A 26,475-nucleotide genomic window follows, 5' to 3' on the forward strand; every position below is an offset into this window, starting at 1 on the left:
GTGCGCAGGCCATGTGTGAAGTTGCTCGATACGACGATTGACGATGCACAAAACTGCACCTACCGTGACAGCTGTTGCGCACGACCGGCACGGACGGGGAGTTTATGAGCGGAACCTTCATGGCGGCGGAGGTCGCCAGCCAGCCCGGCTGCTGGCTCGAGGCGGGCGCGTTCGCCGCGGCGAACAGCGGCTGGCTGCCCGCACCGGGCGCCCGGGTGGCGATCGTCGGCTGCGGCACGTCGTGGTTCGTCGGTCAGGCCTACGCGGTGCTGCGCGAAACCGCCGGACTCGGGGAGACCGACGCCTTCGCCGCGTCCGAATTCCCTTCCGGGCGCGCCTACGACCACGTGCTCGCGCTGAGCCGCTCGGGCACCACCACCGAGGTGCACACCCTGCTCGCGAAGCTGCGCGGCCGCACGAAGACCACGGCGATCACCGGCGTGCCCGCCGCGATCGCGCACGCCGCCGACGCCGTCGTCGACCTGTCCGTGGTGGACGAACGCTCGGTCGTGCAGACCCGCTTCGCCACCACCGCGCTCGCGATGCTGCGTGCGCACCTGGGCGAGGACCTGACCGACGTCGTCGCGCAGGCCGAGCGCGTGCTGGCGGAGCCGCTGCCGGCCCCGCTGGTCGAGGCGGAACAGCTCAGCTTCCTCGGCACCGGCTGGTCGGTCGGGATCGCGAACGAGGCCGCGCTCAAGTTCCGCGAAGCGTGCCTGCTGTGGACGGAGTCCTACCCGGCGTGGGACTACCGGCACGGCCCGATCAGCATCAGCGAGCCGGGCCGGGTGACGTGGATGTTCGGCCGCGCACCGGACGGGCTCGCCGACGACGTCCGCCGCGCGGGCGGCACCTTCGTCGAGAGCGGCCTCGACCCGCTCGCCGACCTCGTCCGCGCCCAGCTCGTGGCCGGGGCGATCGCCCGGCGCAAGGGCCTCGACCCGGACCACCCGCGCGGCCTCACGCGATCCGTCGTCCTCGCATGAGCCCGCGGTGATCGTCACCGTGACGCCGAACGCCGCGCTCGACGTCACCTACACCGTGGACAGCCTGGTGCCGGACGCCGTGCACCGGGCCCGCGACGTGCGGCAGCGGGCGGGCGGCAAGGGCGTGAACGTCGCCCGGGTGCTGCACGCGCTCGGCGTCGACGTCCGGGCCGTCACCACCGCGGGCGGCGCCACCGGGGCCGAGTTCGCGGCCGACCTCGGTGCGGCCGGGCTGCCCGCGGACCTGGTGCCGATCGGCGGCGAGACGCGCCGGACCACCACCGTACTGTCCACAGTGGATGGATCGGTCACCCTGCTCGCCGAGCCGGGGCCCGAGCTGACCGCGGCCGAATGGGCGCTGCTGGCCGAGCGCGTCCGGCATCGTGCACCCGAGGTGCTGGTGTGCTCCGGCAGCCTGCCGCCGGGGGCGCCGCCGGACGGCTACGCGCGGCTGCTCGCCGGCACGACGTCCGTCTTGGACACTTCGGGCCCGGCGCTGCTGGCCGGGCTGGCCGGCCGGCCGACCGTGGTCAAGCCCAACCTCGAAGAGCTTCGCGAGGTCACCGGCATCGACGACCCCGTCGCCGCGGCCGCCGAGCTGCGCACGGCCGGGGCCGGCGCGGTCGTCGTCTCGCTCGGCGCCGACGGCCTGCTCGCGGTGACGGCCGCGGGTGTCTGGCACGCGACGCCGTCGAGCGTGCTCACCGGCAACAGCACCGGCGCGGGCGACGCCGTGGTCGCGGCGCTCGCGCTCGGGCTCTGCCGCCGCGAGCCGTGGCCGGAGATCCTGCGCCGGGCCGTCGCGCTGTCCGGCGCGGCCGTGCTCGGGCCGCTCGCCGGCGACGTCGACCTCGCGCACTACCACCGGGAACGGGAGCTGGTCGCCGTGCGCGCCCGGCCGGAACGGGAGTCCTGATGCCTCTGGTGGCCACCGGGGAGATCGTCGCGGAGGCCGCCTCGGCCCGGCGGGGCTGCGGCGCCTTCAACGCGATCCAGCTGGAACACATCACGGCGATCGTCGAAGGCGCGGCGCTGGCGGACGCGCCGGTGATCGTGCAGCTCAGCCAGAACGCCGTGCGCTACCACGGCGCGCTGGCGCCGATCGGCGGCGCGGCACTGGCCGCTGCCCGCGTGGCCGAAGCGCGGGTCGCCGTGCACCTCGACCACGCCGAGTCCCGCGAGCTGGTGCGCGAAGCCGTCGCGCTCGGGTTCGGTTCGGTCATGTTCGACGCGTCCGGACTGGACTACGCCGACAACGTGCGCGAAACCCGCGAGGTGGTCGCGTTCTGCCACGACCACGGCGTCTGGGTGGAGGCCGAGCTCGGCGAGATCGGCGGCAAGGACGGCGTGCACGCGCCGGGTGCGCGCACCGATCCCGGTGAGGCAGCGGAGTTCGCCGCGGCCACCGGGGTCGACGCGCTCGCGGTGGCGGTCGGCAGTTCGCACGCGATGCTGACCCGGGACGCCACTTTGGACTTCGACCTCATCGCGCGGCTGCGCGAGCGCGTGCAGGTGCCGTTGGTGCTGCACGGCTCGTCCGGCGTTTCCGACCGGGGGCTCACCGATGCCGTGCGCGCGGGGATGACGAAGGTCAACATCGCGACGCAGCTCAACAAGGTGTTCACCGCGGCCGCCGCGGACGACTGGCGGGCCCACCCCGAGCGCGTCGACCCGCGGAAGTACCTGGGTGCGGGACGTGCCGCCGTCACGGCCGAAGTGCGGCGATTGTTGCACCTGCTCGTGTTGACAGATGCTTGAAAGACCATAAAACTGCGCACCAACGCGCAGTGCGACACCCTGATCGCGCTGTTCGCGCGCCCGGTGAACCAGTACCTGTACTGCCGGGCCGGGTCGGAGGTGCTGACGGTCCGCGCGCCGGGAATGGCGCCTTGGCAGCGCGGCGAGCGGATCGAGCTGGAGCCGAAGCGGGAGTCAGTGCACCTGTTCGACGCGGCGACGGGTGCTCGGCTGCCGTGAAGTGACGATCACTCGGTTTTCTTGCGCTGATTGGCGTTGAAGCGCGCCTTCTTCTGGCGATTCCCGCACGTGTTCATGTCACACCACCTGCGGGTGCGGCTTTGGCTGGTGTCGAAGAAGGCGGCCTGGCAGGTCGGTGATGCGCACAGGGCCAGCCTTCCGTCTCGTTCGCCGGAAACGATGCTGATCGCGTCGGCGGCGATCACGCCGAGGGCGTCTTCCACGCGGGAAGCCGAGCTGAGCTGCCAGCGCCGCTTGCCCTCGGGCGTCAGGACAGCCGAGGCCCGACCCTGAGCGCTGCGGTCGTTGATGACGCGGACAGCAGGCGCGGGCAGAGGGTCCTGGAGCGCGGCCGCGGTCGCGGCGGCGTGGATCGACTCCCTCAACTCCCGGGCGAGGTCAAGCTGGGCGGTGGTGCAGGAGTCCACGGCGAGGCCGGTCACGGCCAGCCAGTCGACGAGCCGCTGCGGCGTCGGAATGCGCTCCACGGCGTCGCCACGACGCTCCGTCAGTGTCGCCGTGAAGCTGGTCGCCAGCACGCTGCCGAGGCGGAAGTCGGGGAACTCGGCACGCATGGAACCACCTTAGCAGGTTGCACTTTGGGGTGAGCGGCTGCTAGAACCGTCTAAGCCGGTTCGCGACAGCTAGGAGGTCCCATGTCCCGTTCGACCACCGCCGTGCAAGCATTCGAAGCCCACGCACCCGAAGCCGATCTCGACGATCTGCGCGCGCGACTGGCCGCCGCGCGGCTCCCGGAAGCCGAGACGGTCCGCGCCGCACCCGGCTCTCGCCGATGGGATCAGGGCGTTCCGCTCGCCGACCTCGCCGAGGTGGTGGACTACTGGCGCACCGGGTACGACTGGCGGGCGTTCGAAGACCGCCTCAACCGGATCGGCCAGTTCCGCACGACCGTCGACGGCTTGGGAATCCACTTCCTGCACCGCCGATCCGCGCGCGCGGATGCCACGCCGCTGATCTTGACCCACGGGTGGCCCGGCAGCATCGCCGAATTCGTCGACGTCGTGGACGAGCTGGCGGATCCGCAAGAGGCGGCCCCGCCGGCGTTCCACGTCGTGGTGCCCTCGCTGCCCGGCTTCGGCTACAGCGACAAGCCGGCGACCACCGGGTGGGGCACCGAAAAGATCGCGGGCGCCTGGGTGGACCTGATGGGCAGGCTCGGCTACGGCCGGTTCCTGGCCCACGGAGGTGACTGGGGAGGCAACATCACCACGGTTCTCGGCGGCCGGTTCCCGGCGCACGTGCTCGGCATCCACACGACGTTCGCGGAGGGACCGCCCGGGCTGCCGACCGACGGGCTGACGGCGCTCGAGCGCCGGTGGACCGAGGAAACCCGCGACTTCTGGCACCACCGCGCGGCGTACGCGAAGCAGCAGGCGACCCGGCCGCAGACCATCGGCTATTCGCTCGTGGACTCACCGGTCGGGCTGCTTGCCTGGATCCTCGACAAGTTCGCCGAGTGGTCGGACACCGAAGACAGCCCGTTCGAGACGATTTCCCGAGACCGGATCCTCGACGACGTCACCCTGTACTGGCTGACGCGAACCGGCGCATCAGCGGCCCGCATCTACTACGAAAGCCACAACTCGCTGGATCCCGAACTCCGGGTCGACGTCCCGTCGGCGATCAGCATGTATCCCCGCGACATCGAGAAGTGCCCGCGTCCGTGGGCGCGGGAGCGGTACCGGCAGATCGTCCGATGGCGGTCGCCCGAAACCGGGGGACACTTCCCGTCGCTGGAGGTGCCCGGGTACTTCGTCGAGGATCTGCGAGAGGGCCTCGCGGCAGTGCTGGCCGCCGGCCGGTGACCACGAGCGGCCCGACCGGCGTGCCGCGGTGCAAGGGCCACCCCCAATGCAGCATACTGCTCGAAACGGCGGTCTACAGCGCAACCTCATGCGCGATCGACCGCCGAGGGGCAAGCTAGGGAGTACCGCCGATGGCCCGGCACGAACGGTTGAGCGCCCTGCTGGACATGCTGGGACAGCGGGAAAAGATCGACGTCGAGGACGTCGCCGGGGAGTTGGCCGTCTCGGCCGCCACCATCCGGCGGGATCTTGACCACCTCGCCGAGCAGCAGCTGCTGACGCGCACTCGCGGGGGTGCCGTCGCCAATGATCTCGCCTATGACCTGCCGCTGCGCTACAAGACCGCGCGGCACGTGCCGGAGAAGCAGCGGATCAGTGCCGCCGCGGCCGCGTTCGCCGCGAAGGGGATGGTCGTCGGCCTCAACGGGGGGACGACCACCGCGGGGGTCGCGAGGGCGCTCGCCATCCGGTCCGACCTGGCCGGACGCGGGGACGCGCCGGGGATCACCGTCGTCACGAACGCACTCAACATCGCGCACGAGCTGGCCGTGCGGCCGAACGTGAAGATCGTCGTCACCGGCGGGGTCGCGCGGCCGCAGTCGTTCGAGCTGAGCGGGCCCCTGGCGACGAGGGTGCTCAGCGAGCTCACCATCGATCTGCTCTTCCTCGGCGTCGACGCCTTCGACCCGGAAGCCGGCGCGTTCGCCCACCACGAGGGCGAGGCCAGCATCAACCGGCTGATGGTGGAACGCGCCGAACGCGTCGTCGCCGTCGCGGACGGGTCGAAGCTGAGCCGGCGCGCCTTCGCCCGGATCTGTGAAACGACGCAGGTGCACGCCCTCGTCACGGACACCGACGCCGACCCGGAGGCGGTGCGGGCCTTCGAAGCCGCCGGGGTCGAAGTCCGGGCTGTCTGACTCAGCGCGCGAACACCAGTGCCGCGGTCAGGGCCCGGTGCCCGGCCGCGGACGGGTGGACGTCGCAGCCGCCGGTCGGCAGCTTGACCAGCAGCCCCGCCGCGCACGGGTCGCCGCCCGTGCGCAGGGACGCCAGGCGGAACGCCGTGAAGCCGTCCGCGATCTTGCCGTGGTAGCGGCGGGTCACCTGCGTCAACGCCGCGTCGATCGCCTTGACCTGTGCCACCTGCGTCGCGTCGCGGTAGTCGAGGGAGTAGTACGACACCAGCACGAGGTCACCGCGGTAGTGGGCGCGCACCGCGGCGAGGATCGCCGCGAGATTGCGGCTCGCCTGGCTCAACGCGGCCTGGAAGTCCGGCCCCGTGCAGTGGTCGGGTGTCGTGTTCTGGCACCGGAACATGTCGTTCGCGCCGATGGTCAGCGTGACGAGCCGGGTGTCCCGGTGGTTCCGCAGGTACTGCACCGCGTAGTCGATCTGCGCGCCCGGATACGCGACGTGCAGCGGGTACGCCAGCCGGTAGCCGTTCTCGCAGCCGTTGCTCGGCGCTGCGACGTTCAGCATGCTTCCGGTCGTCTCGCCGGGACAGGACGCGTTCGCGAGCCGAAGCCCGCGCAGGGACGCGTACTTCTCCGCGTAGCCGCTGAAGTTGGCCGCGTTCAGGTATGCCGCGCCTGCGTTGGGCCGGTAGCCGAACGCGACGGAATCGCCGAGCGCGAGGTACTCGCCGTGGCGTGGAGACGCGTCCGCCGGCGCCGCGAGGAGGGAACTCGCCGCGACGACCGCCGCGGCCATGACGAAGAATCGACGAAGCATTCTCGGCTCCCTTCCCCGCACCGCTGCGTGGCCGGAACGATTGTGCCTCGTCCCGGCCACGCGACGGAAGCGTCAGAAGCCGATCGTCGACGGCGGTTTCGGCCCGGCGATCCGGGCTTCGGCCGTCCCCGGCTCGACTGCCGCACAGTGCGTGCCGCGCGCCGGGAGCTTTCCGCTGATCAGGTAGTCGTCGGTCGCCTTGATGACGCAGGGGCTGTTCTTGAAGTACGCGCCGTGGCCCCAGCCGTCGTAGGTGAGCAGTGTGCTGCCGCTCTGGCGGGCCGCGGCCTGCGACCACGCGTACGGCGTGGCCGGGTCGTACTTGCTGCTCACCATCAGCAGCGGCGGCGCGCCGTGCACCTGCAGCGGATGCTGCGGGTTGCTGGTCCGGTTGGGCCAGCCGATGCAACCGGTGACCGCTTGCCACCCCAGCGAGTTGACCTTGACGTCCGGGGCGAGCGCAGCGGCCGTCCGGCGGTAGGCCTCGAGCTCGGCGTAGTTGTGCACCGGGAGCTTCCAGTCGTCGCAGAACACGCTCTGGAACACGGTGTTGACCGGGGTGTCCTCCTTGAGCCGCGCCGACGCGGCCGGCTTGGTGCCGTCCGCGTACGACTTCAGCATCGTCGCCAGCCGATCCCACTCCGGGCCGTAGAAAGAGCCCTGGAATATCCCGGCGAGCGTGAGCGGGGTGACGACCTCGCCGCTCTCCGGGTCCTTCAGGTCTCCGCGCGCGGCTTTGTCCTGCAGGTCGCGTGTCACCTTCGAGACGTCCTGGCCGTGCAACGCGCAGCTCGGCGTGCGGCCGCACCATGCCACGAACTCGCCGAACTCCGCTTGCACCGACTGCGTTTCGCTGGTGAGGAAGTCCCACGCCGTGTACTGCGAATGGTCCATGTTGCTGTCGAGCACGAGCGCGCGGACCTTGTCCGGGAACAGTTCGGCGTACTGCTGGCCCATCAGCGTGCCGTACGAAACGCCGTAGTACGTCAGCTTCTTCTCGCCGAGCGCGGCGCGGATGACGTCCATGTCCCGCGCGACGCTCTCGGTGTCGCCGAACTGGCCCAGCGGGCCGGAAAGCCGGTCGCAGCTTTCGCCGAGCTTCCGGTTGTGCGCCGCGAGCTGGTCGAATTCGGCCTGGTTGCGCGGTACCCGCGGGTAGTCGGCGATGAACTCGTCGAGCCCGCACTTGATCTGGGTGCTGCCGCCGACGCCGCGCGGGTCGAAGCCGACGGTGTCGAAGCGCTTGGTGATCTCCGGCGAGAGCGTCCAGCCGTCCTTGACCTCACCCGCGCCCGACCCGCCGGGGCCGCCCGGGTCCATCAGGATCGACCCGATGCGCGCCTGCGGGTCGGTGGCCTTGCGCCGGGCGAGCGCGATGCTCGCCGTGCCCCGGTCCGGGTGCGCCCAGTCGATCGGCACGGTGACCGCGCCGCACTCCACGCCCGGCGCGTCCGCGCACGGTTTCCAGTCGATCGACGGGGTGGCCGACGCCGGCGTCGCCGCCAGCAAGCTCCCCAGTACCGCCGTTGCTGCCGCGGCCGTGACCAGCCGCTTCGAGACCCCCGACATCGCCAGTCCTTCCCCCTACCGACAGTGGTTGATCGGCTCCAGGAAATCACCAATCCGGGCAGCGCGCCAGGTTCCCAGGTGAATCACGTCGTTCTGTCCACTGTGGACGGACGCTCGGCGCGCCGGAGCCAGGCCGTGGCGACCGTGCCGAGCGCGCACAACGCTCCGAGTACCCCGAACGCCCGGCCGAAGCCCGTCGCAGGGTCGACGGCGAGGCCGCGCGCCAGCACGATCACGCACAACGCGCCCCCGGCCGCGCCGCCCACGCGCAGCACGATGTTCACCAACGCGGTCGCGTGGCCGAGTTCGCTCGCCTCGACCGACGCGTAGGCCGCGGTCGACGCGGGCATGATCGACAGCCCGAGGCCCGCGCCGCGGACCACCAGCAGCCCCTGGACGAGCCACATCGGGGCGTCCGGGCCGAGCCACGGTAGCGGGACGGTGCTCGCCAGCACCACCACCGATCCGGTGAGCGAGACGGTCCCGCCGCCGTAGCGGTCGGTCAGCCGTCCGGCCACCAGCACGAACACCGTCGTGGCCAGGCCCATCGGCGCGAGCAGGACACCGGCCTCGGCCGGCCCGGCACCCAGCCGGACCTGGAACCACAGTGGCAGCAGCAAGACCGCTCCGAACATCCCGGCGCCGGCGAGCAGGACGGACGCCAGCGCCGAGCCCATGACGGGCCGCGCGGCGAGCCGCAGGTCCAGCACCGGGTGACGCACGCGCAGCGAACGCCACCCGAACACCGCGAGCGCGACGGCACCGACGGCCGCGAACAGCGCGTCGCGCTCGGTGAGCGTGTAGACCAGCAGGGGCAGGCCGAGCGAGATCAAGGCCAGGCCCGGCCAGTCGAGCTTCGGCGGCTGCCCGCGGTCGCCGCGCGGCACGTACCGCAGCGCCAGGCCGAACGCGAGCAGCCCGATGGGCAGGTTGAGCCAGAACAGCACCGGCCACGAGAAGTGCGCGAGCAGGAACCCGCCGACGCTCGGCCCGACGACCGGTGCCAGCCCGACGACGAGGCCGAGCGTGCCCATCGTGCGGCCGAGCCGCTCCGGCCCGACGGCCAGCCCGATCACCGTCTGCCCGGCGGTGACCATGACGCCGGTGGCCATGCCCTGCAGCGCGCGGAAGGCGATCAGGGTGATCGCGTCCGGCGCGAGCGCGCAGGCCACCGACGTCAGGAGGAACGCGGCCAGCGCCCACAGCCAGAGCCGTCCGGCGCCGAGCCGCTTGACCAGCCACGGCGTCAGCGGCAGCGCGGCCGAGAGGCCGAGCAGGAACGCCGTCGCGACCCATTGGACGGCGATGAGGCTGACCCCCAGGTGCAGCCTCATCGACTCCAGCCCGACCGCGACGATCGAGCCGTCCATGTTGCCCAGGAAGCCACCGAGGGCCATGACACCGGAGGCGATCCAGACGGTGCGGGGAAGGGGAGGAGCGGTCATGGTGCCGACGGTAAAAGCTGAAGCAAGGGTGAAGTCAAGGACCGAGCAGCCCCCGGTTTCCACGTTAGCGGAGGGCACCGACAGTTCCGGTCACCCGCGCGTGAACTCGTCCAGATTCATCCCCACCAGCTCGCACACCGCCCGCAACTCCGCCCGGTGGTCACCCGGCACCGCGTGGATGTGGTTGGCGCCGAACCGCGAGAGAAACGTCGACGCCGGTGCGTCGAGCCGGGCGAACGCGTGCGGCCACTCCGGGGTCGACTGGGCCGCCAACGCGGAAGTCGTTGCGGCGTCGTAGTCTTCGAACGAGCCCAGCATCAGCTGCAGCCGGTAGCGGCCGTCGAGCCGGGTGAGTCGGGCCAGCGTCATCTGCCCGGGCGCCGCGATGTGGTGCACCGACGCGCCGCCCGCCGGGAAGAAGAACACCGCCGGGTGCAGCGTCACGCGGGCGAGGTTCTCCGCCGGGTCGTCGCTGCGCGCGGCGAACCACGTCGCGTGCTGGCCGGAGTTGCAGAGGTCCCAGATGTCGCGGTCGGCGTGGTAGTGGCGGACGTCGGCGAACAGCACCGGCGTGCCCGACAGGTGCTTCATCAGCTGCATCGTGAGCGCGCCGTCCATGTCGGCCTCGGTCGCGCAGACGTGCGTCTCCTTGGGCCCGTTCCAGTCGTACGGGTCGTTCAGGAACGCCTCGGCGACGTCCATCGTCGCGAAGTGCTGCGTCAACTCGGGCTGGCCCTTGATCCCGGTGAAGTCCAGGCTTCCCTCGTCGATCAGCGACCGCATCGCGACGTACGACCCGGCCTGCCGTTCCAGCAGCTCCGGCGTCAGCTTGACGCCGTCGTAGCGCACGGTCGCGTGCCGCTCCAGCCACTCCCGCGCCCCGCGCTTCTCCACCGGATCCGCCGCTTCGGCGCGCCGGACGATCTCCCACTGGTCGATCTCCTCGACGTCGATGCCGAACTGCCGCTGCCACTGGTCGGTGTTGGCGACGGCGGTGTTCATCCCCATCGGCCGGCCGCCGATCCGGCCGAACGTGCTGCCGCGCAGCTTCGCCACCGCGGCCGCGGCCCGGGCCCGCGTCCCGATCACGGCGACGACGTCCGAAGGATCGCCCCAGAGCCGGGTGTGCGGCCGCCCGATCTGGTCGAGCGCGCCGCCCGCGGCGAGCATCCCGACCATGCCGGGCTGCACCGGGTCGAGGTTCGCGACCAGCACCAGCGGCCCGCTGAGCGCGCCCGCGGCGAGCATCGTGAAGTGCGGGAACGCCCAGACGCAGTAGTGCAGCACGGTCAGGTCCACCCCGGCCGCCTCGACCTCGCGCGCGACCGACGTGGCCACCGTGTTGGCCGACACCGGTGCCGACGCCCGGACGACGTCGTGGCCCGCTTCGGCGAGCGCGGCGACCAGGCGGTCCTCGGTGCCGCGGACGAACCCCGCGATTCCACTGTGGACGTAGTCGCGGCCGTCGGAGAGGGAGATGACGCCGACGCGGGCCATCAGCCGTTGCCCTTCGCGTACACCTCGGCGGCGTTCGCCGGCGTGACGAGCTGGGTCGGCAGCAGCTGCGTCTTCGCCGGCTTGGCGCAGTCCACGAGGATGCTCTTCGCGGACGCGACGGCCTCGCGCCCGCCCGTCGGGTAGACGAACGTCGCCGCGAGGCGCCCGGCTTCCACCGCCTTGATCCCGCCGGACGGGATGGGCAGGCCGTCGATGCCGATGAACTTGATCTTCCGATCCAGCCCGGCGGCCTTCGCGGCGAGGTACGCGCCTTCGGCCATCGGGTCGTTCTGGGCGTAGACGGCCTGGATTTCCGGGTGCGCCTTGAACACCGCGTCCGCCTGCTGCTGGCCCTTTTCCCGCAGCCAGTCACCGTCCACAGTGGTCACGATGTCGATGCCGCGGCCTTCGATGCCCTTCGCGAAGCCGTCCTGACGCTCCTTCGCCGGAGTCGACCCGGCGAGCCCGCGGATCTCGGCGATCTTGCCGCCCTGGGGCAGGATCCTGTCGGCCAGGTACTGCCCGGCCTGCCGGCCGATGTCGACGTTGTCGGCGCCGATCCACTGCGTGTACGCGGCGCCGTCGACCTTGCGGTCCAGCACCAGCACCGGGATGCCCTTGTCGTAGGCCTTCTTGACCACCGCGGTCAGCGGCGTGGCTTCGTTGGGGCTGATGATCAGCAGGTCGATCCGCTGCGTCAGGAAGTTCTCGACGTCGGCGACCTGCTTGGCGTTGTCCTGCTGCGCGTCGGCGAAGGTGACGGTGAACTGCGGGTACTGCTTCGCCGCGCGGGCGATGTCGTCGTCCATCTGCTTGCGGTACGGCTCGGCGACGTTGGCCTGGCTGACCCCGATGGTGTACTTCCCCGCGGCGCCCTTGCAGGCCGCGGCCGCCGTCGTCGCCCCTGGCCCGGAGTTCTCGTGCGTGGTGCCGCAGGCGGCCAGGACGAGGACGAGCGCGGGTATCAAGAAGTGCTTTCCGGACATCTCTTCTTCCCCTCTACGGTGTGGGCCGCAGCCGCTGCAGGCCCGCGGCGACCACGATGACCAGGCCTTTGATCAGGAGCTGCACGTTCGGGTCGACGCTGTTGAGCGCCAGGATGTTGTTGAGCACGCCCAGCAGCAGCGCGCCGGCGATGGTCCCGGACACCGAGCCGCGCCCGCCCGAGAGCGCCGTGCCGCCGATCACGACCGCGGCGATCGCGTCGAGTTCGTAGCCGCTGCCGTCGTTGGGACTGCCCTGGTTCAGCTGGCCGGCGTGGATGATCCCGGCCAGCGCGGCTAGCAGCCCGCTCAGGCCGTATACCAGCACCTTGACCCGGGTGACGGCGACCCCGGACAGGCGGGCGGCCTGCTCGTTGCCGCCGATCGCGTAGACGTGGCGGGCGAACGCGCTGGTGCGCAGGAACACGACGGCGAGCACGGCGACCACCGCGAAGATCACCGCGGGAACGGGCACCAGCCCGTCGAACGTCCGCTCTCCGAGCAGCGAGAACGCGACGGGCGCTTCCCCGGGGCCGTCGCCGTAGGAGATCTGCACGCCTTGGCCGCCGGACCAGATCCGGGCGAGCCCGCGCGCGACCTGCAGCCCGGCGAGGGTGACGATGAACGCCTGGATGCCGAACACCGCCGACGCGACGCCCTGCAGCAGCCCGAAGAGCAGGCCCGCGGCGAGCACCACGAGCACGGCGGGCAGCACCCCGAGACCGTTCTGGACGAGCAGCACGGCCGAGCCGACCGCGGCGAGCCCGAGCACGGCCCCGACCGAGAGGTCGATCCCGCCGATCAGGATCACGAACGTCATGCCGATGGCGATGATGCCGATTTCCGAGATGGCGCGGACGACGTTGAACAGGTTCTCGCTGTCGAGGAAGAGCAGGTCGCCGTCGTGGGACGGCGAGAACACGACCGCCGCGACGAGCACCAGCGCGAGGCCGAACAAGCTCTGGAAGCGGAACAGCGTGTCGACGGCGGCGGCGGCGCGCCGCGTCGGGAGGAACTCGGCCGTGGTCATCGCGTTTCCCCCATCGCCGCGGCCAGCAGCTCGGCTTCGCCCGCGTCGTGCGTGTCGAGTTCTCGGCTGCTCCGGCCGTCGTGCAGGACGACGACGCGGTCGCACAGCCCGACCAGCTCGGCGGGCTCGGACGAGGCGAGCAGGACGCCGATGCCGCGGGCGGCCGCGGCGGCGAGCAGCTGGTAGATCTCCGCCTTCGCGCCGACGTCGACGCCGCGGGTCGGCTCGTCGAGCAGGAGCAGCTTCGGCTCGGTGAGCAACGCCCGGCCCAGCACGACCTTCTGCTGGTTGCCGCCCGAGAGCGTGCCGACGAGGTCGGCGAGGCCGCCCTTCACCTTCAGCTCGGTGAGCACCTTCGCCACGACGTCGTTCTCGCGCCGGCGGGTGAGGAACCCCGCCGTGGCCAGTCTGTCCACAACGGACAGTGCGGTGTTGGCGCGGACGGAATGGGGGAGGGCCAACCCGGCGACGCGGCGATCCTCCGGCACGAGTGCGAGTCCGAGCTTGACGGCGTGGCGCGGGCTCCTCGGGCGGATTTCCCGGCCGTGCAAGGACATGCGCCCGTACCACCGCCCCCGCGTCCCGGCGCCGAAGAGCGTCTCCAGGAGTTCCGTGCGGCCCGAGCCGAGCAGACCACCCAGGCCGACGATCTCGCCCGCGCGGACGGTCAGCGAGACCCCGGCGGGCTCCCGGCGGCCGGGCCGGTGGCGTCGCGGGCGCAGCGCGAAGTCGTCGAGGCGGAGCAGCTCGCCGCCGGTTTCGCCGTGCTTGACCCGGAACAGCGCCTGGACCGGCCGGCCGATCATCGCCTCGGTGACCTGTTCGGCGGTCAGGTCGCGGGCGGTGAACCGGGCGGCGACGCGGCCGTTGCGCAGGACGGTGGCGCGGTCGGCGATCCGGCCGATCTCCTCGAGCCGGTGGGAGATGTAGACGATGCCGGCGCCCGCGTCGCGGAGCTCGTCGATCACCTTCACCATCCGCTCGACCTCGGCGCCGGTGAGCGCGGACGTCGGCTCGTCCATGACCAGCACGCGCGCGTCGAGCGCAAGCGCCTTGGCGATGGCGACGAGCTGCTGCTCACCGGTGCGCAGCTCGCCGACCGCGCGCTTCGGGTCGAGCGCGATCCCGGTGCGGGCCAGCAGTTCCCGCGTCTCGCGGTGCATCTTCTGCCGCGCGATCGTGCCGGCTTTCGTGCGCAGCTCGCGGCCGAGGAAGATGTTGGCGGCGACCGAAAGCCCGGGCACGAGGTCGAGTTCCTGCGGGATCATCGCGATCCCGCGTCCGCGGGCGTCGGCGGGGCTGCCGAAGGCGGCGGGCTCGCCGTCGATCTCGATGACGCCGCGGTCGCCGGTGACGTCGCCGCAGAGGATCCGCACGAGCGTCGACTTCCCGGCACCGTTTTCCCCGAGCAGTGCGTGCACTTCGCCGCGGCGCACGGTGAAATCGACGTGGTCACAGGCGAGCGTGCCGCCGTAGGCCTTGCTGACGCCGGTCATCGCGACCAGCGGAGTACCCGGCTCTTCCATGACACCCCTCGCGTCGGCGGAAGATGGGAGTAATCGATTACTTGACGCTAGGGGTGGCGCGGAGGTGTGTCAAGCGTCACTTCGGGCGGACTCGGGGGCAGTCGAAGAACGCCGTGGGACGACGTACCGGAGTCGAGCCGACGGGACGTCAGCGGGTGGAGCTGCCTCGGACGACGAGCTGCGCGGTCAGCATCGTCGTGGTCGCCGCGCGGGAGCCGCCGTCGGCGATGCGGTCGAGCAGGAGGCGTGCCGCCAGCTGGCCCATCGCGTGCGCGGGCTGGGCGACGACCGTCAGCGCCGGGGAGATCAGCGTCGCCCAGGGTGCGTCGTCGAACGAGACGATGCCGACGTCGCGGCCGGATCGCCGGCCCAGCTCCGCCAGCACCTGCAGCACGCCGACCGACATCGTGCTGCTGGACACGAGGAGCGCGTCCGGCGGGTCGGGCCTGGTCAGCAGCTGTGTCGCCGCTTCACGGCCGCCGGTTTCCCGGAATTCGCAGCGCCGCACCAGTTTCGCCGAGTATTTCCGGCCCGCCTCGCGGAGTCCGTCGCGGTAACCGTCGAGCCGGTCGTCGGCCGTGGTGACGCCGGGCGGGCCCGCGATGCAGCCGATCCGCTGGTACCCCTGCGCGACCAGGTGCCGCACGGCTTCCTGGGCCGCGGCGCGAGAATCGAGGAGCACGGCGTCGCAGTCCGCCGAGGCGAGGCGCCGGTCGACCGTCACGATCGGGGTCCGGTGGGTGGTCAGGGCCCGGACGTCGCTGTCGCCGGTGGTCGGCGACATGATCACGCCCGCGAGCCGTTCCTGCGCCGCGACCTCGAGGTACCGGCGTTCCTTGGCCGTGTTCTCGTCGGAGTTGCACAGCATCACCGAGTACCCGGCGGCCTGCGCCGCGTCCTCGACGCCGCGCGCGATCGCCGTGAAGAACGGGTTTTCGACGTCGGAGATGATCAGCGCCAGCACCGCGGTCTCGCGGCGGCGCAGGCTGCGCGCGAGGCCGTTCGGCGTGTAGCCGAGCTCTTCCACGGCCCTGGCCACGCGCTCGGCCAGCACCGGGTCCACAGTGGACTTGCCGTTGAGCGCCCTCGACACGGTCGCGGTCGAGACGCCGGCCAGCGCCGCCACGTCGGAGATCGTCGCCACCCGCGTCCTCGCCTCGGTCCGGTTCGTTGACAGTGCTTCCGGCACACCATAGCGTGGTGGTAATCGATTTCCCGCAGGGTGAGTCCGTGGAGGGGCGGATGACGGGACTGCTGCTCGGCGTGGACATCGGCACCGCAGGCTCGAAGGGCGTGCTGGTGGACGCCGGCGGCGCGGTGCTCGCCCGGTCCGTCCGCGAGCACGCCGTCTCGACGCCGCGTCCCGGCTGGTTCGAGCACGACGCCGAAGCGGTCTGGTGGGCGGACTTCACCGCGATCGTCGCCGACCTGCTGCGCGCGGCCGAGGGGCGGCCGCTCGCCGGTCTCGGGATCAGCGGCCTCGGGCCGTGCCTCCTGCCGGCGTCCGAGGCGGGCGAGCCGTTGCGGCCGGCCATCCTCTACGGCGTCGACACCCGGGCGGGCGCGGAGATCGCGGCACTCAACGACGAACTCGGCGCGGACGAGATCCTGGCGCGCGGCGGCTCACCGCTGACGAGCCAGGCGGTCGGGCCGAAGGTGCGCTGGCTGGCCCGGCACGAGCCGGACGTCTACGCGCGCACGAAGAAGCTGCTGATGGCGAGCTCGTTCCTGGTGCACCGGCTGACCGGCCGGTACGTCCTGGACCACCACTCGGCGAGCCAGTGCACGCCGATGTACGACCTCGCGGCCGCCGGCTGGGCCGAGGACTGGGCTTCCCGCGTCGCGCCGGGGCTGCCGTTGCCGGAGCTGCTGTGGCCGACGGAGGTCGCGGGCGAGGTCACGGCGGCGGCGGCCGCGCTGACGGGGTTGCCCGCGGGACTGCCGGTGACGGCGGGGACGGTCGACGCCTGGGCCGAGGCGGCGAGCGTCGGCGTCCGCGAGCCGGGTGACGTGATGGTCATGTACGGCACGACGATGTTCCTCGTCCAGGTGCTGGGGGAACCGCGTCCGCATCCCGGTCTGTGGGGCACGCGCGGCGTCGATCCGGGCAATTTCACGCTGGCGGCGGGCATGGCGACGTCCGGCGCGGTGACCGGCTGGCTGCGGAAGCTGGTCGGGGGGTCGTACGCGGAGCTGGTCGAAGAAGCGGCTTCGGTTCCGCCGGGCAGCCGCGGTTTGCTGCTGCTGCCGTACTTCGCGGGCGAACGGACCCCACTGTTCGACCCGGACGCGCGGGGCGTGCTGGCCGGGCTGACCACGACGCACGGCCGGGCCGAGCTCTACCGCGCGACGCTGGAGGGGATCGCGTACGGCGTGCGGCACAACCTGGAGGCGATGGCGTCCGCGGGTGGCGCGGCGGGCCGGCTGGTCGCGGTCGGCGGCGGGACGAAGGGTGGGTTGTGGACGCGGATCGTCTCGGACGTCACCGGGCTGCCGCAGCAGATTCCGGCGGAGACGATCGGGGCGTGCTTGGGTGACGCACTGCTCGCGGCGGAGGCGGTGGGGCTGGACCCGCCACGCGGCAGCCCGATCGCCGCGACGGTGCCGCCGGACCCGGCCAATCGAGCGCGGTACGAGGAGTTCTATCGGCACTACCGGTCGCTGTACGAGGCGACGGCGGAGACGGCCCACTTCCTGGCCGGCCAACAGCGAGCGGCGACGCCCTGACCTGCGTCGTGAGTGAGAAACAGGGTTAGAACACTGTTTCTCACTCACGACCCTTGCGGCCGGGGTCAGCCTCAGCGGGACCGACTTTGGCCGCTGGATCGTGCGCTGAGCCGCGCTCAGATCGCCGGCCTGCTCGGCGATCCGCGCTCGGGTCACTCGGCTGACCGGCGGCTTCGCCACCGGCGTCCCGCGACCATCTCGCGGTAGTGCTCCAGCGCCGCCACGGACTGCGTGACCTGCTCGAAGCTCGGCAGCGCGTGCACGTTGGCCACCAGCGTCATGTCCTTGCGCGGGATCTCCACGAAGCACACCTCGACGCCGGACTCGGCGGCGTGCGCGGCCACCTGCTCGCGCCAGGTGGCGAGCTCGTGCTCGTCGCCGAGCCATTCGTGCAGGTAGACGCACCACTTGCCGCGCAGCAGCTCGCCCGCGATGGCCTCTTGCGCGACCACGTACGGCTCGGTCACGCGGTCGTCCACGACCGCTCCCGGATACCCCAAGGCACTGCTTCCCTCCTGCTCCCCGGTGGTGACCCGACCACCGGAAAGCGCTATCTCGGCGGCCGCCTCCCCGCGGCAGCCGAGCAGCGCGAACCCCGACGACCAATGCCGGCCCACGGGGACGGCGTCAACATACCGGCGGATTTGTTCCACAGCAACCATTTCCCCGCCTGTCCGGGTTCGCGACGGCGAGCGTGCACCGCTCGCGTGCGGATGCACGTGCCGATCATCGGGTGCGCATTTGAATATTCATCGAAATGGGAGGGAATTCGCGCGCGAGAAATCAGTGGAACATCTTCACCCGCGATGTGCACTGTGGACGCTCAGCCGGTGACCGCGCGGGCGCGCAGCGTGAGACCGACGGAAGTCGCGAGTCCGGCTTCTGGACCGGTTCGGCGGGTGACAGTGCGCGAAACGTGCGCTATACAGAGTCTGTTGTGCGTATTAATGCGCGAAATATGTCGGGAATGAGCAGAGTTGCGCAGTCGTTCGACTGTTTGGCCGCTGCCGCCGCCCTCGGACTGGCGCCCACCGCGGCGTACGCCGAACCGGCCGCGGCGCCCTCCGGGCAGCTCGGGGACCTGACCGGGATCTCGGCCGACGGCCCGACGGTGACGCTGGAGTCCGGAGCCGCGGCCGTGCGCGTGAGCTTCCCGGCCGAAGGTGCCGTCCGGGTCTGGCTGGCGCCCGACGGGACCTTCACCGACCCGGCCGGCGGGAAGATCGTCCTGCCGAAGACCACCGCCCCGGTGCCGCCGAAGCGCGTCGACAAGGGCGCCTACTGGGCCGTTTCGACGCCCAAGGCGACCCTGCGGGCGTACAAGCACCCGCTGAAGTTCGCCCTCTACGACGGCGCCGACCGCAAGCAGCTCTGGGCGGAGGCCGCCCCGCTGTCCTGGACCGGCACCACGACCACGCAGAGCCTGACCAGGAGCGCGACCGAGCAGTTCGTCGGCGGCGGCGAGCAGAACGGCCGGTTCAGCCACCGCGACCAGACGATCCGGATCGACGGGGGCGGCAGCAGCTTCCGCGCCGACGGACTCGCCGACGCGGGCCTCGAGCCGGGAACGGCGTTCACGGCCGACACGGTGCCGTACCGGGTGTTCGCGAACTCCGTCCCGCTGACCGCGGGCAAGGAGGTCGTGACGGTGACGCTGCCGTCGAACTCGGCGTTGCACGTGTTCGCGGTCAGCGTCGCCTGAAGGAGGTTCGGCGAGCCGCCGAAGTAGGCGCCGTCCGTGACGTACAGCCGGTCGCCGCGGACGGCGACCGCGGTCGGGTTCGCCAGTCCGTCCGAGGTGGACAGAATGGTCCGGGCACCGTCGTGGTCGACCGCGACCACGCGGTTCTCCTGGTTGATCGCCGCGACGACGGTGCCGCCGTGGAACGCGAAGTCGTCGACCGGTCCGAGACCCGTCACGGCGACCCGGCCGGGCCCACCGGTGAGCGGGAACCGGACCAGCGTGCCGCGGTCCAGGTTGGACACCCAGACCGCGCCGTCGTGGACCTTGATCCCGTTGGCGCCGAAGCCGCTCACCGGGGCGAGCAGCTCGCCGGTGGCGAAGGCGGTGACGCGCCCCCGGGAGACCCGCCAGACCGTGGCGCCGAACGAGTCGGCGACGAACAGGTCGCCGGTGGCCGGGTCGCGCGCGACGCCGTTCTGGAACCCGGCCGGCGGCAGCGCGGCCACCTGGACCGGCGTGCCGCCTGGCCGGACCCGGTAGAGGCCGGTCGCCGCGGTGCCGGTCGAGACGGCGACGTACAGGTCGCCACCGGGTGCGCGGACGATGCCGCCGAGGAACAGCCTCTTGTGGACGACCGGGACGTCGCCGTCGTCCGGCACCGGGATGCGGGCGACGATCCGCACCTGGCCATCGGGCGTGACCAGGCCGATCTCGCCGGTGTAGGCGAAGGTGAGGTCCGCGGAGCCGTCGGGCTCCAGGGCGATGTTCTCGGGCTGCTGCCCGGAGGCGGCGTCGAGAGGGATGATCCTCGACGCCGCCTCCGCGGGCACGCCGAGTGACGCGAAGACGACGGCCGCGGCCAGCACGGCGCCGATCTGCTTGATGCGCAAGGAAGACTCCGGTTTCGTGAACGGAACGGCGAAAAGAACCCCAGATCGCCGTGCCGTCGACGGTAGGCCCGGTGCGCCCCCGGCCACCAATAGCTCGAGCTGGGGCGGCCATCGGAAATCCGATCACAGGTCGCGGGAAGTCCGGCCGGCGTCCTAAGCGGCGGGACCGAAGCGGCGGCGGTAGGCGCTCGGGCTCAACCCGGTGTGGCGGCGCAGCTGCAGGCGCAGGTTCGCCGCCGTCCCGAAGCCGCTCGCCTCGGCCACCCGGTCCAGGCGCAGCTCGCCACGCTCGATCAGGCGGCAGGCCAGCGTCACGCGTTCCGTCGTCAGCCACGCCAGCGGGGTGGTGCCCAGCTCCGCGCGGAACTTCCGGTGCAGCGTCGCCGGGCTGATCGCCGCCCGCGTCGCCAGGTCGTTCACCGTCAAGGGGCGGTCCAGGCGGCCCAGCGCCCACGCCAGCACCGGGGCCAGCGAGGTGTCCGGCACCTCCGGCACCGGCCGTGCGATGAACTGCTGCTGCCCGCCGTCGCGGTGGCCGGTGAAGACCAGGCGGCGGCTGACCGCGTTGACGACTTCGGCGCCGTGGTCGCGCCGGATCAGGTGGAGCCCGAGGTCGAGGGAGGCCGCGCTGCCCGCCGCCGTGAGGACGGTGCCCTCGTCGACGAACAAGACGTCCGGCTCCCAGCGCACCTTGGGGAACCGCGAAGCGAACTCGGCGGCCCACTGCCAGTGGGTGGTCGCCCGCTTGCCGTCCAGGACGCCTGCTTCGGCCAGTGCGAACGCGCCCGTGCAGAAGCTGACCAGCCGGGCGCCCCGGTCCGCGGCCCGGCGGATCGCCGCGATGACCGCGGGGTCCGTCGGCACGCCGGTGTCCGGCCGGGCGGGCGCGATCAGCGTGTCCGCGGTGTCGGCCGCCTCGATCCCGGCGACGCCGGTGAGCGTGAACATGCCGAGGTTCATCCGCACGTCCGGGGTCGCCGAACAGAGCGTGAAGTCGTACCAGGGCCGGTCCAGCTCGGGCCGCCGGAGCCCGAACAGCTCGGTCGCGACGCCCAGCTCGAAGGGGTTCGACTCCGCGGTCACGATCGCCACGACCCGGTGCGAGAATTCTTGCGGCATGTGCGATTCCTAGCACTCGCGTCGCCGGAACACCAGGTCGACGATGGTGCGCATGAACCCGATCGACCTGACCGAAGTCCTGGCGAGCTTCGACGCCGTCTGGAGCCCGCGGATCGTCACCCGCGTCAACGACTACGACATCCGCCTCGCGCGCTTCGACGGCGAGCACGTCTGGCACGTCCACGAGGACACCGACGAGTTCTTCCTCGTCCTCGACGGCGAGATCGAGATCGGCGTGCGCGACCCGGACGAGCGGGTGGTGACGCTGTCCCGGGGCCAGGTGTTCGTGGTGCCGAAGGGGACGTTCCACAAGCCGTCGTCGAAGACGGGCGCGAGCGTGCTGCTGGTGGAGCCGGCCGGGACGCTGTCGGTCGGCGACGAGCACGACGAGGTCCCCGACCACGTCGACGTCACGACCGGCCACCTGGTCTAGCGTCGGGGAATGCTGACTGTCGTACCGGCTGACCACGCGTCCTGGGCGGACCTCGAGGCGATCTTCGGCGACCGCGGCGACCCGGCCCGCTGCCGGTGCCAGTACTTCAAACAGACGCCCGCGCAGTGGCGGTCGGGCACCGCCGAGGAGCGCGCCGAGCGGTTCCGCGCCCAGACCGCCGAGCACGCGACCGGGCTCGTCGCCTTCCTCGACGGCGAGCCCGCCGGCTGGTGCGCGGTCGAGCCGCGCACGGCCTACCGGCGGCTCCTGCGCAGCCGGCTGGTCTGGGACGGGCGTGACGAAGACCAGGACGACGACGGCGTCTGGTCGGTGACCTGCTTCGTCACCCGCAAGGGGTTCCGGCGGCGCGGGGTGAGCGCCGCGTTGGCGAAGGCGGCGGGGGACTTCGCCCGGGAGCGGGGTGCCCGCGCGGTCGAGGGGTACCCGATCGTCGTCGAGCCCGGGCAGAAGGTCGCCTGGCCCGCCGAACTGTTCGTCGGCACCACCGGTGTCTTCGCCGCCGCGGGGTTCACCGAAGTCAGCCGCCCGACCGCGCGGCGCGTCGTCATGCGGCTGACCTGCTGAGTCCTTCTGGAAAACCGGGTATCCTCGGCCGCATGAAACGGACCTCGTTCGCGCAGTGGCCGTGCTCGATCGCACGCACCATGGACCTGCTCGGCGACTGGTGGACCCCGCTGGTGCTGCGGGACGCCTTCTACGGCGTCCGCCGCTTCGACGAGTTCCAGCAGGCGCTCGGCATCGCGCGCAACACCCTCGCCGACCGGCTCAAGCGGCTCGTCGAGGAGGGGCTGCTGGAGAAGGTCGCCTACCAGGTCGAGCCGGTGCGCTACGACTACGTCCTCACCGAAAAGGGCCGCGACTTCTACCCCGTGCTGCTCGCGATGACGCGCTGGGGCGACAAGTGGCTCGCCGCGGAAGCCGGCCCGCCCATCACGGTGCACCACACCGCGTGCGGGCACGACACGCACGCCGAGATCGTCTGCGCCGAGTGCGGCGAGCCGATGACGCCGGACGACACGCGGATGCGCCGCGGCCCCGGCTTCCCGCCACGGCTGGCGCGGCGCCCGGACGTCGAAGCGCGGTTCGCGCGGCAGGAGTGACGTTGACAGGCTAGGTCTATCTACGCAACTATCGTGGTCAGAGGCTCACCGAGAGGAGTGGCGACCACGATGGAGTGGACCGGCGTGCGCTACGCGGACAAGCCGACGGCCGAGGTCTCGACCTGGATCGACGCCGCCCCCGAGGACGTCTGGCGGTTCGTTTCGGACATCGCGCTGATGCCCGAGCTGAGCCCGGAGCTCCAGTCCGTCGAGTGGTGCGAAGAAGGCCGCAAGTTCCTCGGCCGGAGCAAGCACGACGCGTTCGGCGAGTGGGAGACGACGTCGTACGTCCTCGAGTGCGAGGCCCCGCGCGTGTTCTCCTGGGCTGTCGCGGACCCGGCCGAGCCGAGCGCGATCTGGAAGTTCACCCTCGAGCCCGACAACGGCGGCACGCGGCTGTCGCAATGGATGCAGATGGGCCCGGGCCGGTCCGGGCTGTCGTTCGCCATCGACCGGATGCCCGACAAGGAGCAGAAGATCGTCTTCGTGCGACTGCGGGAGTTCGAAACCGCGATGACCGGCAACCTCGCCGCGATCAAGGACCGGGTGGAAAACCGGTGAGGACCGCGACGACCGTCGAGTTCTCCAAGGACACGCGCACGACGCTGGACTTCGTGCTGGAGGCCGAAAAGCTCGGCCTCGACGTCTGCTGGGTCGCCGAGGCCTGGGGCTCGGACGCGCCGTCCGCGCTCGGCTACCTCGCCGCCCGCACCGACCGCATCCAGCTCGGCTCCGGGATCATCCAGCTCGGCACGCGCACGCCGGTCGCGATCGCGCAGGCCGCGCTGACGCTGGCCGACCTGTCCGGCGGCCGGTTCGCGCTGGGGCTGGGGCCATCCGGGCCGCAGGTGATCGAAGGGCTGCACGGCGTCCCGTTCGCGAAGCCGCTGACGCGGATGCGCGAGACCGTCGCAATCATCCGCCAGGCCTTCGCGGGCGAGAAGATTTCGTTCTCCGGCAAGGCGTTCGAGGTCCCGCTGCCCGGCGAGGGCCGGCCGATGCGGCTGTCCACCTCGCCGAACCCGGACATCCCGATCTACCTCGCGACGCTGTCACCGAAGCTCCTGGAGCTGACCGGCGAGGTCGCCGACGGCTGGCTCGGCACCAGCTTCGTCCCCGAAGGCGCCGACGCGTACTTCAGCCACCTCGACGCCGGGCTCGCGAAGTCGGGTCGCACGCGCGCGGACATCGACGTCTGCCAGGGCGCCGAAGTCGCCTTCGCGGAGAACGAGGACGAGCTGCGCGTCATGGTCGGCAGCCGCAAGAAGGAGCTGGCCTTCAGCCTCGGCGGGATGGGCTCGGCCACCACGAACTTCTACAACGACGCCTACAGCCGCCAGGGCTGGGCGGACGTGGCCGCCGAGGTCCGCGAGCGCTGGCAGGCCGGCGACCGCGACGGCGCGACCGCGCTCGTCACCGACGAGATGGTGCTCGGCACGACGTTGATCGGCACCGAAGAGATGGTCCGCGCCCGGCTGCGCGTCTGGCGCGACGCCGGGATCGACACGGTCCGGCTCTACCCGGCCGGCGAAACGCTCGAAGCGCGCCTCACGACGCTCGGTCGCGCGTTGGACCTGCTGTGAAGGGAACGCCATGAGCGAGTGGTACCGCACCGCGTGCAGCCTCTGCTACCTCAACTGGCGGCCTGGAGGTGCAGCTCGACGGGCGGAAGATCACCCGCGTCCGCGGCGACAAGGCGCACCCGCGCTCGGGTGGGTACCTGTGCCAGAAGGCGCAGCGCCTGACCTGGTACGGCGACCACGAAGACCGGCTGACGACACCGCTGCGCCGTCGCCCCGACGGTACTCACGAGCCCATCGACTGGGACACCGCGCTGACCGAGATCGCCGCGAAGCTGCACGCGATCCGGGACGCCGACACCGCGGCCGGTCGCCCGGGCTCGTTCGCCTACGTCGGCGGAGGCGGCCAGGGCAACCACTCCGGCGGCGCGTACGGCGCGTCGCTGCTGAAGTGGATGAACTCGACGCGCCACTTCAACGCGCTCTCACAGGAGAAGACCGGCGACTTCTGGGTCAACGGGCAGCTGTTCGGCTCGACGCTGGTGCACACCGCCGAGGACGTCGAGCACTGCGACCTGCTGCTCGTGCTCGGCTGCAACCCCTGGCAGGCGCACGGGTTCAGCAACGCGCGGCACGCGCTGAACACGATCAAGAACGACCCCACGCGCAGGATGATCGTCATCGACCCGCGGCGCACCGAGACCGCGGAGATCGCCGACCTGCACCTGCCGCTGCGCCCGGGCACCGACGCCTACCTGCTGGGCGCGATCCTGGCACTGGTACTGGAACGCGGCGGCGCGGACGCGGAGTTCCTGGCCGCGCGCACCGAAGGCTTCGACGAGGTCGCGGCGGTGCTGGCGAAGATCCCGGTGGACGCGTGGATCGCGCACGCCGAAGTGTCCCGTGTGGACGTCGAGAAGGCGGTCGACCTGATCCTGGCGGCCCGCGCCATGACCGTGCGCGTCGAGCTGGGCATCCAGCAGGGCCGGCACTCGACGCTCAACAGCTACCTCGAGAAGCTGGTGTACCTGGTCACCGGGCACTTCGGCCGGCGGGGGACCAACAACCTGCACTCGTGGCTGCTGCCGCTGTGGGGCTCGGGCGGTGGCCAGCGCTCGGAGGTCACCGGGTTCGAGTACATCGGCGGCCTGCTGCCGGCGAACACCCTGGCCGAGGAGATCCTCACCGACCACCCGAACCGCGTCCGCGCGCTCTGGGTGGAGTCGTCCAACCCGGCCAACACCTTCGCGGGCACGCGGGAGGTCGAACGCGCGATCCGGGCGACCGAGCTGTCGGTCGTGGTCGACGTGGCGTACACCGAGACGGCCGCGCTGGCGGAGTACGTGCTGCCCGCGGCGTCGCAGCACGAGAAGTGGGAGTTCACGCTCTTCACCTTCGAGTGGCCGACGAACTACTTCCAGCTGCGGCGGCCGTTGCTGGACCCGCTGCCGGGCACGCTGGTCGAAGCCGAGATCTACACGCGGCTGTTCGACGCGCTGGGCGTGCTGCCGCCGTCCGAGGTCCTGGCTTCGCTGGCCGCCGGGCCGCGCGCCGAGCTGCAGGCGGGGCTCGGCGCGCTGGTCCAGGCGATGCCGGAGCGCGCGGCGATCCTGCCGGTGCTCCTCTACCGGACGCTGGGCGCGTCGCTGCCCGACGGCGCGGCGTCGATCGCACCGCTGTGGGCCGGTTGTCATCGGGCGGCGAAGACGATGCCCGTGCCGGTGCAACGTGCGTTGGGCAGCTCCGCTTCCGGCCCGGAACTCGGCGAGGAGCTGTTCGCGCGCATCCTCGCCGGTCCGACGCCGTTCTCGGTCCACGAGCAGGACGAGGTGTGGAGCCTGCTGCGCCGCCCGCGCGTCCAGCTGGCGGTGCCGGAGCTGCTGGACTGGCTCTCGTCGCTCGACCCGGCTGCGGAGCGGCCCGATCCGGCGTTCCCGTTTTCGCTGCTCAACGGCCAGCGCCGCGCGCACAACGCGAACCAGATCCTGCGCGACCCGCGCTGGCGCCGCACGGACCCGGACGGCGCCCTGCGCGCGCGTCCCGAAGAGCTGGCGTCCATCGGCGCCTCGGCGGGTGACTGGGTGGCGGTCGTGACACCGGCCGGGCGCGTGGTCGTCCGCGCCGAGACGGACCCGGGGCTGCGGCCGGGGCAGCTGGCGTTGCCGCACGGCTACGGCATGGCCCACCCCGACGCGCACGGCAGGCGCGTGGTCAGCGGCCCCCGCATCAACCTCCTGACCGACGCGCTCGACCGCGACCCGATCGCGGGCACCCCGCACCACAAGGACGTCCCGGCCCGCCTGGAGCCCGCGACGGAGGAGGAACGCGCCCGCGCGGAGGCGGACAGCGCGCGCGTGCGCGAGACCGTCGCGAGTGGACGGTCCGGACGTTTCGCCCGTTAAGGTGGGACC

Annotated in this window: 25 protein-coding genes; 14 read left to right on the forward strand and 11 right to left on the reverse strand. The window is 71.8% G+C overall.

Going from position 1 to position 26,475, the window contains the following annotated elements:
• The first annotated feature begins 104 nt into the window (after positions 1–104).
• The 4 genes from OG738_RS19725 (at position 105) to OG738_RS19740 (ending at position 2,963) form a co-directional block, all read left to right on the forward strand.
• Positions 105–986, forward strand: a complete 882-nt coding sequence (locus OG738_RS19725; RefSeq protein WP_329055865.1) for an SIS domain-containing protein — start codon at positions 105–107, stop codon at positions 984–986.
• 7 nt (positions 987–993) lie between these two features.
• Entirely contained in the window at positions 994–1,902 is a 909-nt protein-coding gene (locus OG738_RS19730) for a 1-phosphofructokinase family hexose kinase (RefSeq protein ID WP_329055866.1), read from the forward strand.
• Positions 1,902–2,744, forward strand: coding sequence for a class II fructose-bisphosphate aldolase (locus tag OG738_RS19735; protein WP_329055867.1), 843 nt, complete (start codon positions 1,902–1,904; stop codon positions 2,742–2,744). Before OG738_RS19730 ends, OG738_RS19735 begins: the two co-directional genes overlap by 1 nt.
• A gap of 63 nt (positions 2,745–2,807) precedes the next feature.
• The gene (locus tag OG738_RS19740; RefSeq protein WP_329055868.1) at positions 2,808–2,963 is read left to right on the forward strand and encodes a hypothetical protein; all 156 of its coding nucleotides are present in this window, start codon (positions 2,808–2,810) and stop codon (positions 2,961–2,963) included.
• A gap of 8 nt (positions 2,964–2,971) precedes the next feature.
• On the opposite strand, the gene OG738_RS19745 is transcribed toward OG738_RS19740, so the two are convergent.
• Positions 2,972–3,538, reverse strand: a complete 567-nt coding sequence (locus OG738_RS19745; protein ID WP_329055869.1) for a CGNR zinc finger domain-containing protein — start codon at positions 3,536–3,538, stop codon at positions 2,972–2,974.
• An 81-nt stretch (positions 3,539–3,619) separates the two neighbouring features.
• Between OG738_RS19745 and OG738_RS19750 the strand changes: the two genes are divergently transcribed.
• A complete protein-coding gene (locus tag OG738_RS19750) occupies positions 3,620–4,789 on the forward strand; it encodes an epoxide hydrolase family protein (protein WP_329055870.1) in 1,170 nt (389 codons plus the stop codon).
• Positions 4,790–4,920: 131 nt separating this feature from the next.
• Positions 4,921–5,706: a DeoR/GlpR family DNA-binding transcription regulator gene (locus tag OG738_RS19755; RefSeq protein ID WP_329055871.1), complete on the forward strand. Its 786-nt coding sequence runs from the start codon at positions 4,921–4,923 to the stop codon at positions 5,704–5,706.
• Between the two features lies 1 nt (position 5,707).
• Here the strand turns inward: OG738_RS19755 and OG738_RS19760 are convergent, their stop codons facing one another.
• The 8 genes from OG738_RS19760 to OG738_RS19795 form a co-directional block, all read right to left on the reverse strand.
• Positions 5,708–6,520, reverse strand: coding sequence for an SGNH/GDSL hydrolase family protein (locus OG738_RS19760; RefSeq protein WP_329055872.1), 813 nt, complete (start codon positions 6,518–6,520; stop codon positions 5,708–5,710).
• Between the two features lie 72 nt (positions 6,521–6,592).
• The gene (locus tag OG738_RS19765; RefSeq protein WP_329055873.1) at positions 6,593–8,089 is read right to left on the reverse strand and encodes an alpha/beta hydrolase; all 1,497 of its coding nucleotides are present in this window, start codon (positions 8,087–8,089) and stop codon (positions 6,593–6,595) included.
• An 83-nt stretch (positions 8,090–8,172) separates the two neighbouring features.
• Positions 8,173–9,534, reverse strand: coding sequence for an MDR family MFS transporter (locus tag OG738_RS19770; protein WP_329055874.1), 1,362 nt, complete (start codon positions 9,532–9,534; stop codon positions 8,173–8,175).
• 90 nt (positions 9,535–9,624) lie between these two features.
• Positions 9,625–11,031 carry an L-fucose/L-arabinose isomerase family protein gene (locus OG738_RS19775; protein WP_329055875.1) on the reverse strand — a complete coding sequence of 469 codons (1,407 nt, stop codon included), beginning with the start codon at positions 11,029–11,031 and terminating at the stop codon, positions 9,625–9,627.
• On the reverse strand, positions 11,031–12,017 hold the full coding sequence (locus OG738_RS19780) for a substrate-binding domain-containing protein (RefSeq protein WP_329055876.1): 987 nt from the start codon (positions 12,015–12,017) through the stop codon (positions 11,031–11,033). Before OG738_RS19780 ends, OG738_RS19775 begins: the two co-directional genes overlap by 1 nt.
• A gap of 13 nt (positions 12,018–12,030) precedes the next feature.
• Positions 12,031–13,044 (reverse strand): ABC transporter permease, encoded by a 1,014-nt coding sequence (locus OG738_RS19785; RefSeq protein ID WP_329055877.1) that lies wholly within the window; start codon positions 13,042–13,044, stop codon positions 12,031–12,033.
• Positions 13,041–14,570, reverse strand: a complete 1,530-nt coding sequence (locus OG738_RS19790; protein WP_329055878.1) for a sugar ABC transporter ATP-binding protein — start codon at positions 14,568–14,570, stop codon at positions 13,041–13,043. The genes OG738_RS19785 and OG738_RS19790 overlap by 4 nt, the downstream gene beginning before the upstream one ends.
• A gap of 148 nt (positions 14,571–14,718) precedes the next feature.
• On the reverse strand, positions 14,719–15,714 hold the full coding sequence (locus OG738_RS19795) for a LacI family DNA-binding transcriptional regulator (RefSeq protein WP_329055879.1): 996 nt from the start codon (positions 15,712–15,714) through the stop codon (positions 14,719–14,721).
• A 98-nt stretch (positions 15,715–15,812) separates the two neighbouring features.
• Here OG738_RS19795 and OG738_RS19800 point away from each other — a divergent pair, with 98 nt between their 5' ends.
• Positions 15,813–17,297, forward strand: a complete 1,485-nt coding sequence (locus OG738_RS19800) for an FGGY-family carbohydrate kinase (protein ID WP_329055880.1) — start codon at positions 15,813–15,815, stop codon at positions 17,295–17,297.
• A 152-nt stretch (positions 17,298–17,449) separates the two neighbouring features.
• On the opposite strand, the gene OG738_RS19805 is transcribed toward OG738_RS19800, so the two are convergent.
• The gene (locus tag OG738_RS19805) at positions 17,450–17,776 is read right to left on the reverse strand and encodes a hypothetical protein (protein WP_329055881.1); all 327 of its coding nucleotides are present in this window, start codon (positions 17,774–17,776) and stop codon (positions 17,450–17,452) included.
• Between the two features lie 488 nt (positions 17,777–18,264).
• Here OG738_RS19805 and OG738_RS19810 point away from each other — a divergent pair, with 488 nt between their 5' ends.
• The gene (locus OG738_RS19810; RefSeq protein WP_329055882.1) at positions 18,265–18,999 is read left to right on the forward strand and encodes a DUF4968 domain-containing protein; all 735 of its coding nucleotides are present in this window, start codon (positions 18,265–18,267) and stop codon (positions 18,997–18,999) included.
• 1,025 nt (positions 19,000–20,024) lie between these two features.
• Here OG738_RS19810 and OG738_RS19815 read toward each other — a convergent pair.
• Positions 20,025–20,990, reverse strand: a complete 966-nt coding sequence (locus OG738_RS19815; RefSeq protein ID WP_329055883.1) for a helix-turn-helix domain-containing protein — start codon at positions 20,988–20,990, stop codon at positions 20,025–20,027.
• 43 nt (positions 20,991–21,033) lie between these two features.
• Between OG738_RS19815 and OG738_RS19820 the strand changes: the two genes are divergently transcribed.
• From OG738_RS19820 to OG738_RS19845, 6 genes are all read left to right on the forward strand, one after another.
• Positions 21,034–21,423 carry a cupin domain-containing protein gene (locus OG738_RS19820; protein ID WP_329055884.1) on the forward strand — a complete coding sequence of 130 codons (390 nt, stop codon included), beginning with the start codon at positions 21,034–21,036 and terminating at the stop codon, positions 21,421–21,423.
• A 9-nt stretch (positions 21,424–21,432) separates the two neighbouring features.
• The gene (locus tag OG738_RS19825) at positions 21,433–22,008 is read left to right on the forward strand and encodes a GNAT family N-acetyltransferase (protein ID WP_329055885.1); all 576 of its coding nucleotides are present in this window, start codon (positions 21,433–21,435) and stop codon (positions 22,006–22,008) included.
• Between the two features lie 32 nt (positions 22,009–22,040).
• The gene (locus OG738_RS19830; protein WP_329055886.1) at positions 22,041–22,544 is read left to right on the forward strand and encodes a winged helix-turn-helix transcriptional regulator; all 504 of its coding nucleotides are present in this window, start codon (positions 22,041–22,043) and stop codon (positions 22,542–22,544) included.
• A 69-nt stretch (positions 22,545–22,613) separates the two neighbouring features.
• A complete protein-coding gene (locus tag OG738_RS19835) occupies positions 22,614–23,105 on the forward strand; it encodes an SRPBCC family protein (RefSeq protein ID WP_329055887.1) in 492 nt (163 codons plus the stop codon).
• Positions 23,102–24,127, forward strand: a complete 1,026-nt coding sequence (locus OG738_RS19840) for an LLM class flavin-dependent oxidoreductase (protein ID WP_329055888.1) — start codon at positions 23,102–23,104, stop codon at positions 24,125–24,127. The genes OG738_RS19835 and OG738_RS19840 overlap by 4 nt, the downstream gene beginning before the upstream one ends.
• Positions 24,128–24,195: 68 nt before the next feature.
• Positions 24,196–26,466, forward strand: coding sequence for a molybdopterin-dependent oxidoreductase (locus OG738_RS19845; protein WP_329055889.1), 2,271 nt, complete (start codon positions 24,196–24,198; stop codon positions 26,464–26,466).
• Positions 26,467–26,475 lie beyond the last annotated feature (9 nt).

The sequence above is a fragment of the Amycolatopsis sp. NBC_01488 genome, assembly GCF_036227105.1.
Lineage (GTDB): Bacteria > Actinomycetota > Actinomycetes > Mycobacteriales > Pseudonocardiaceae > Amycolatopsis.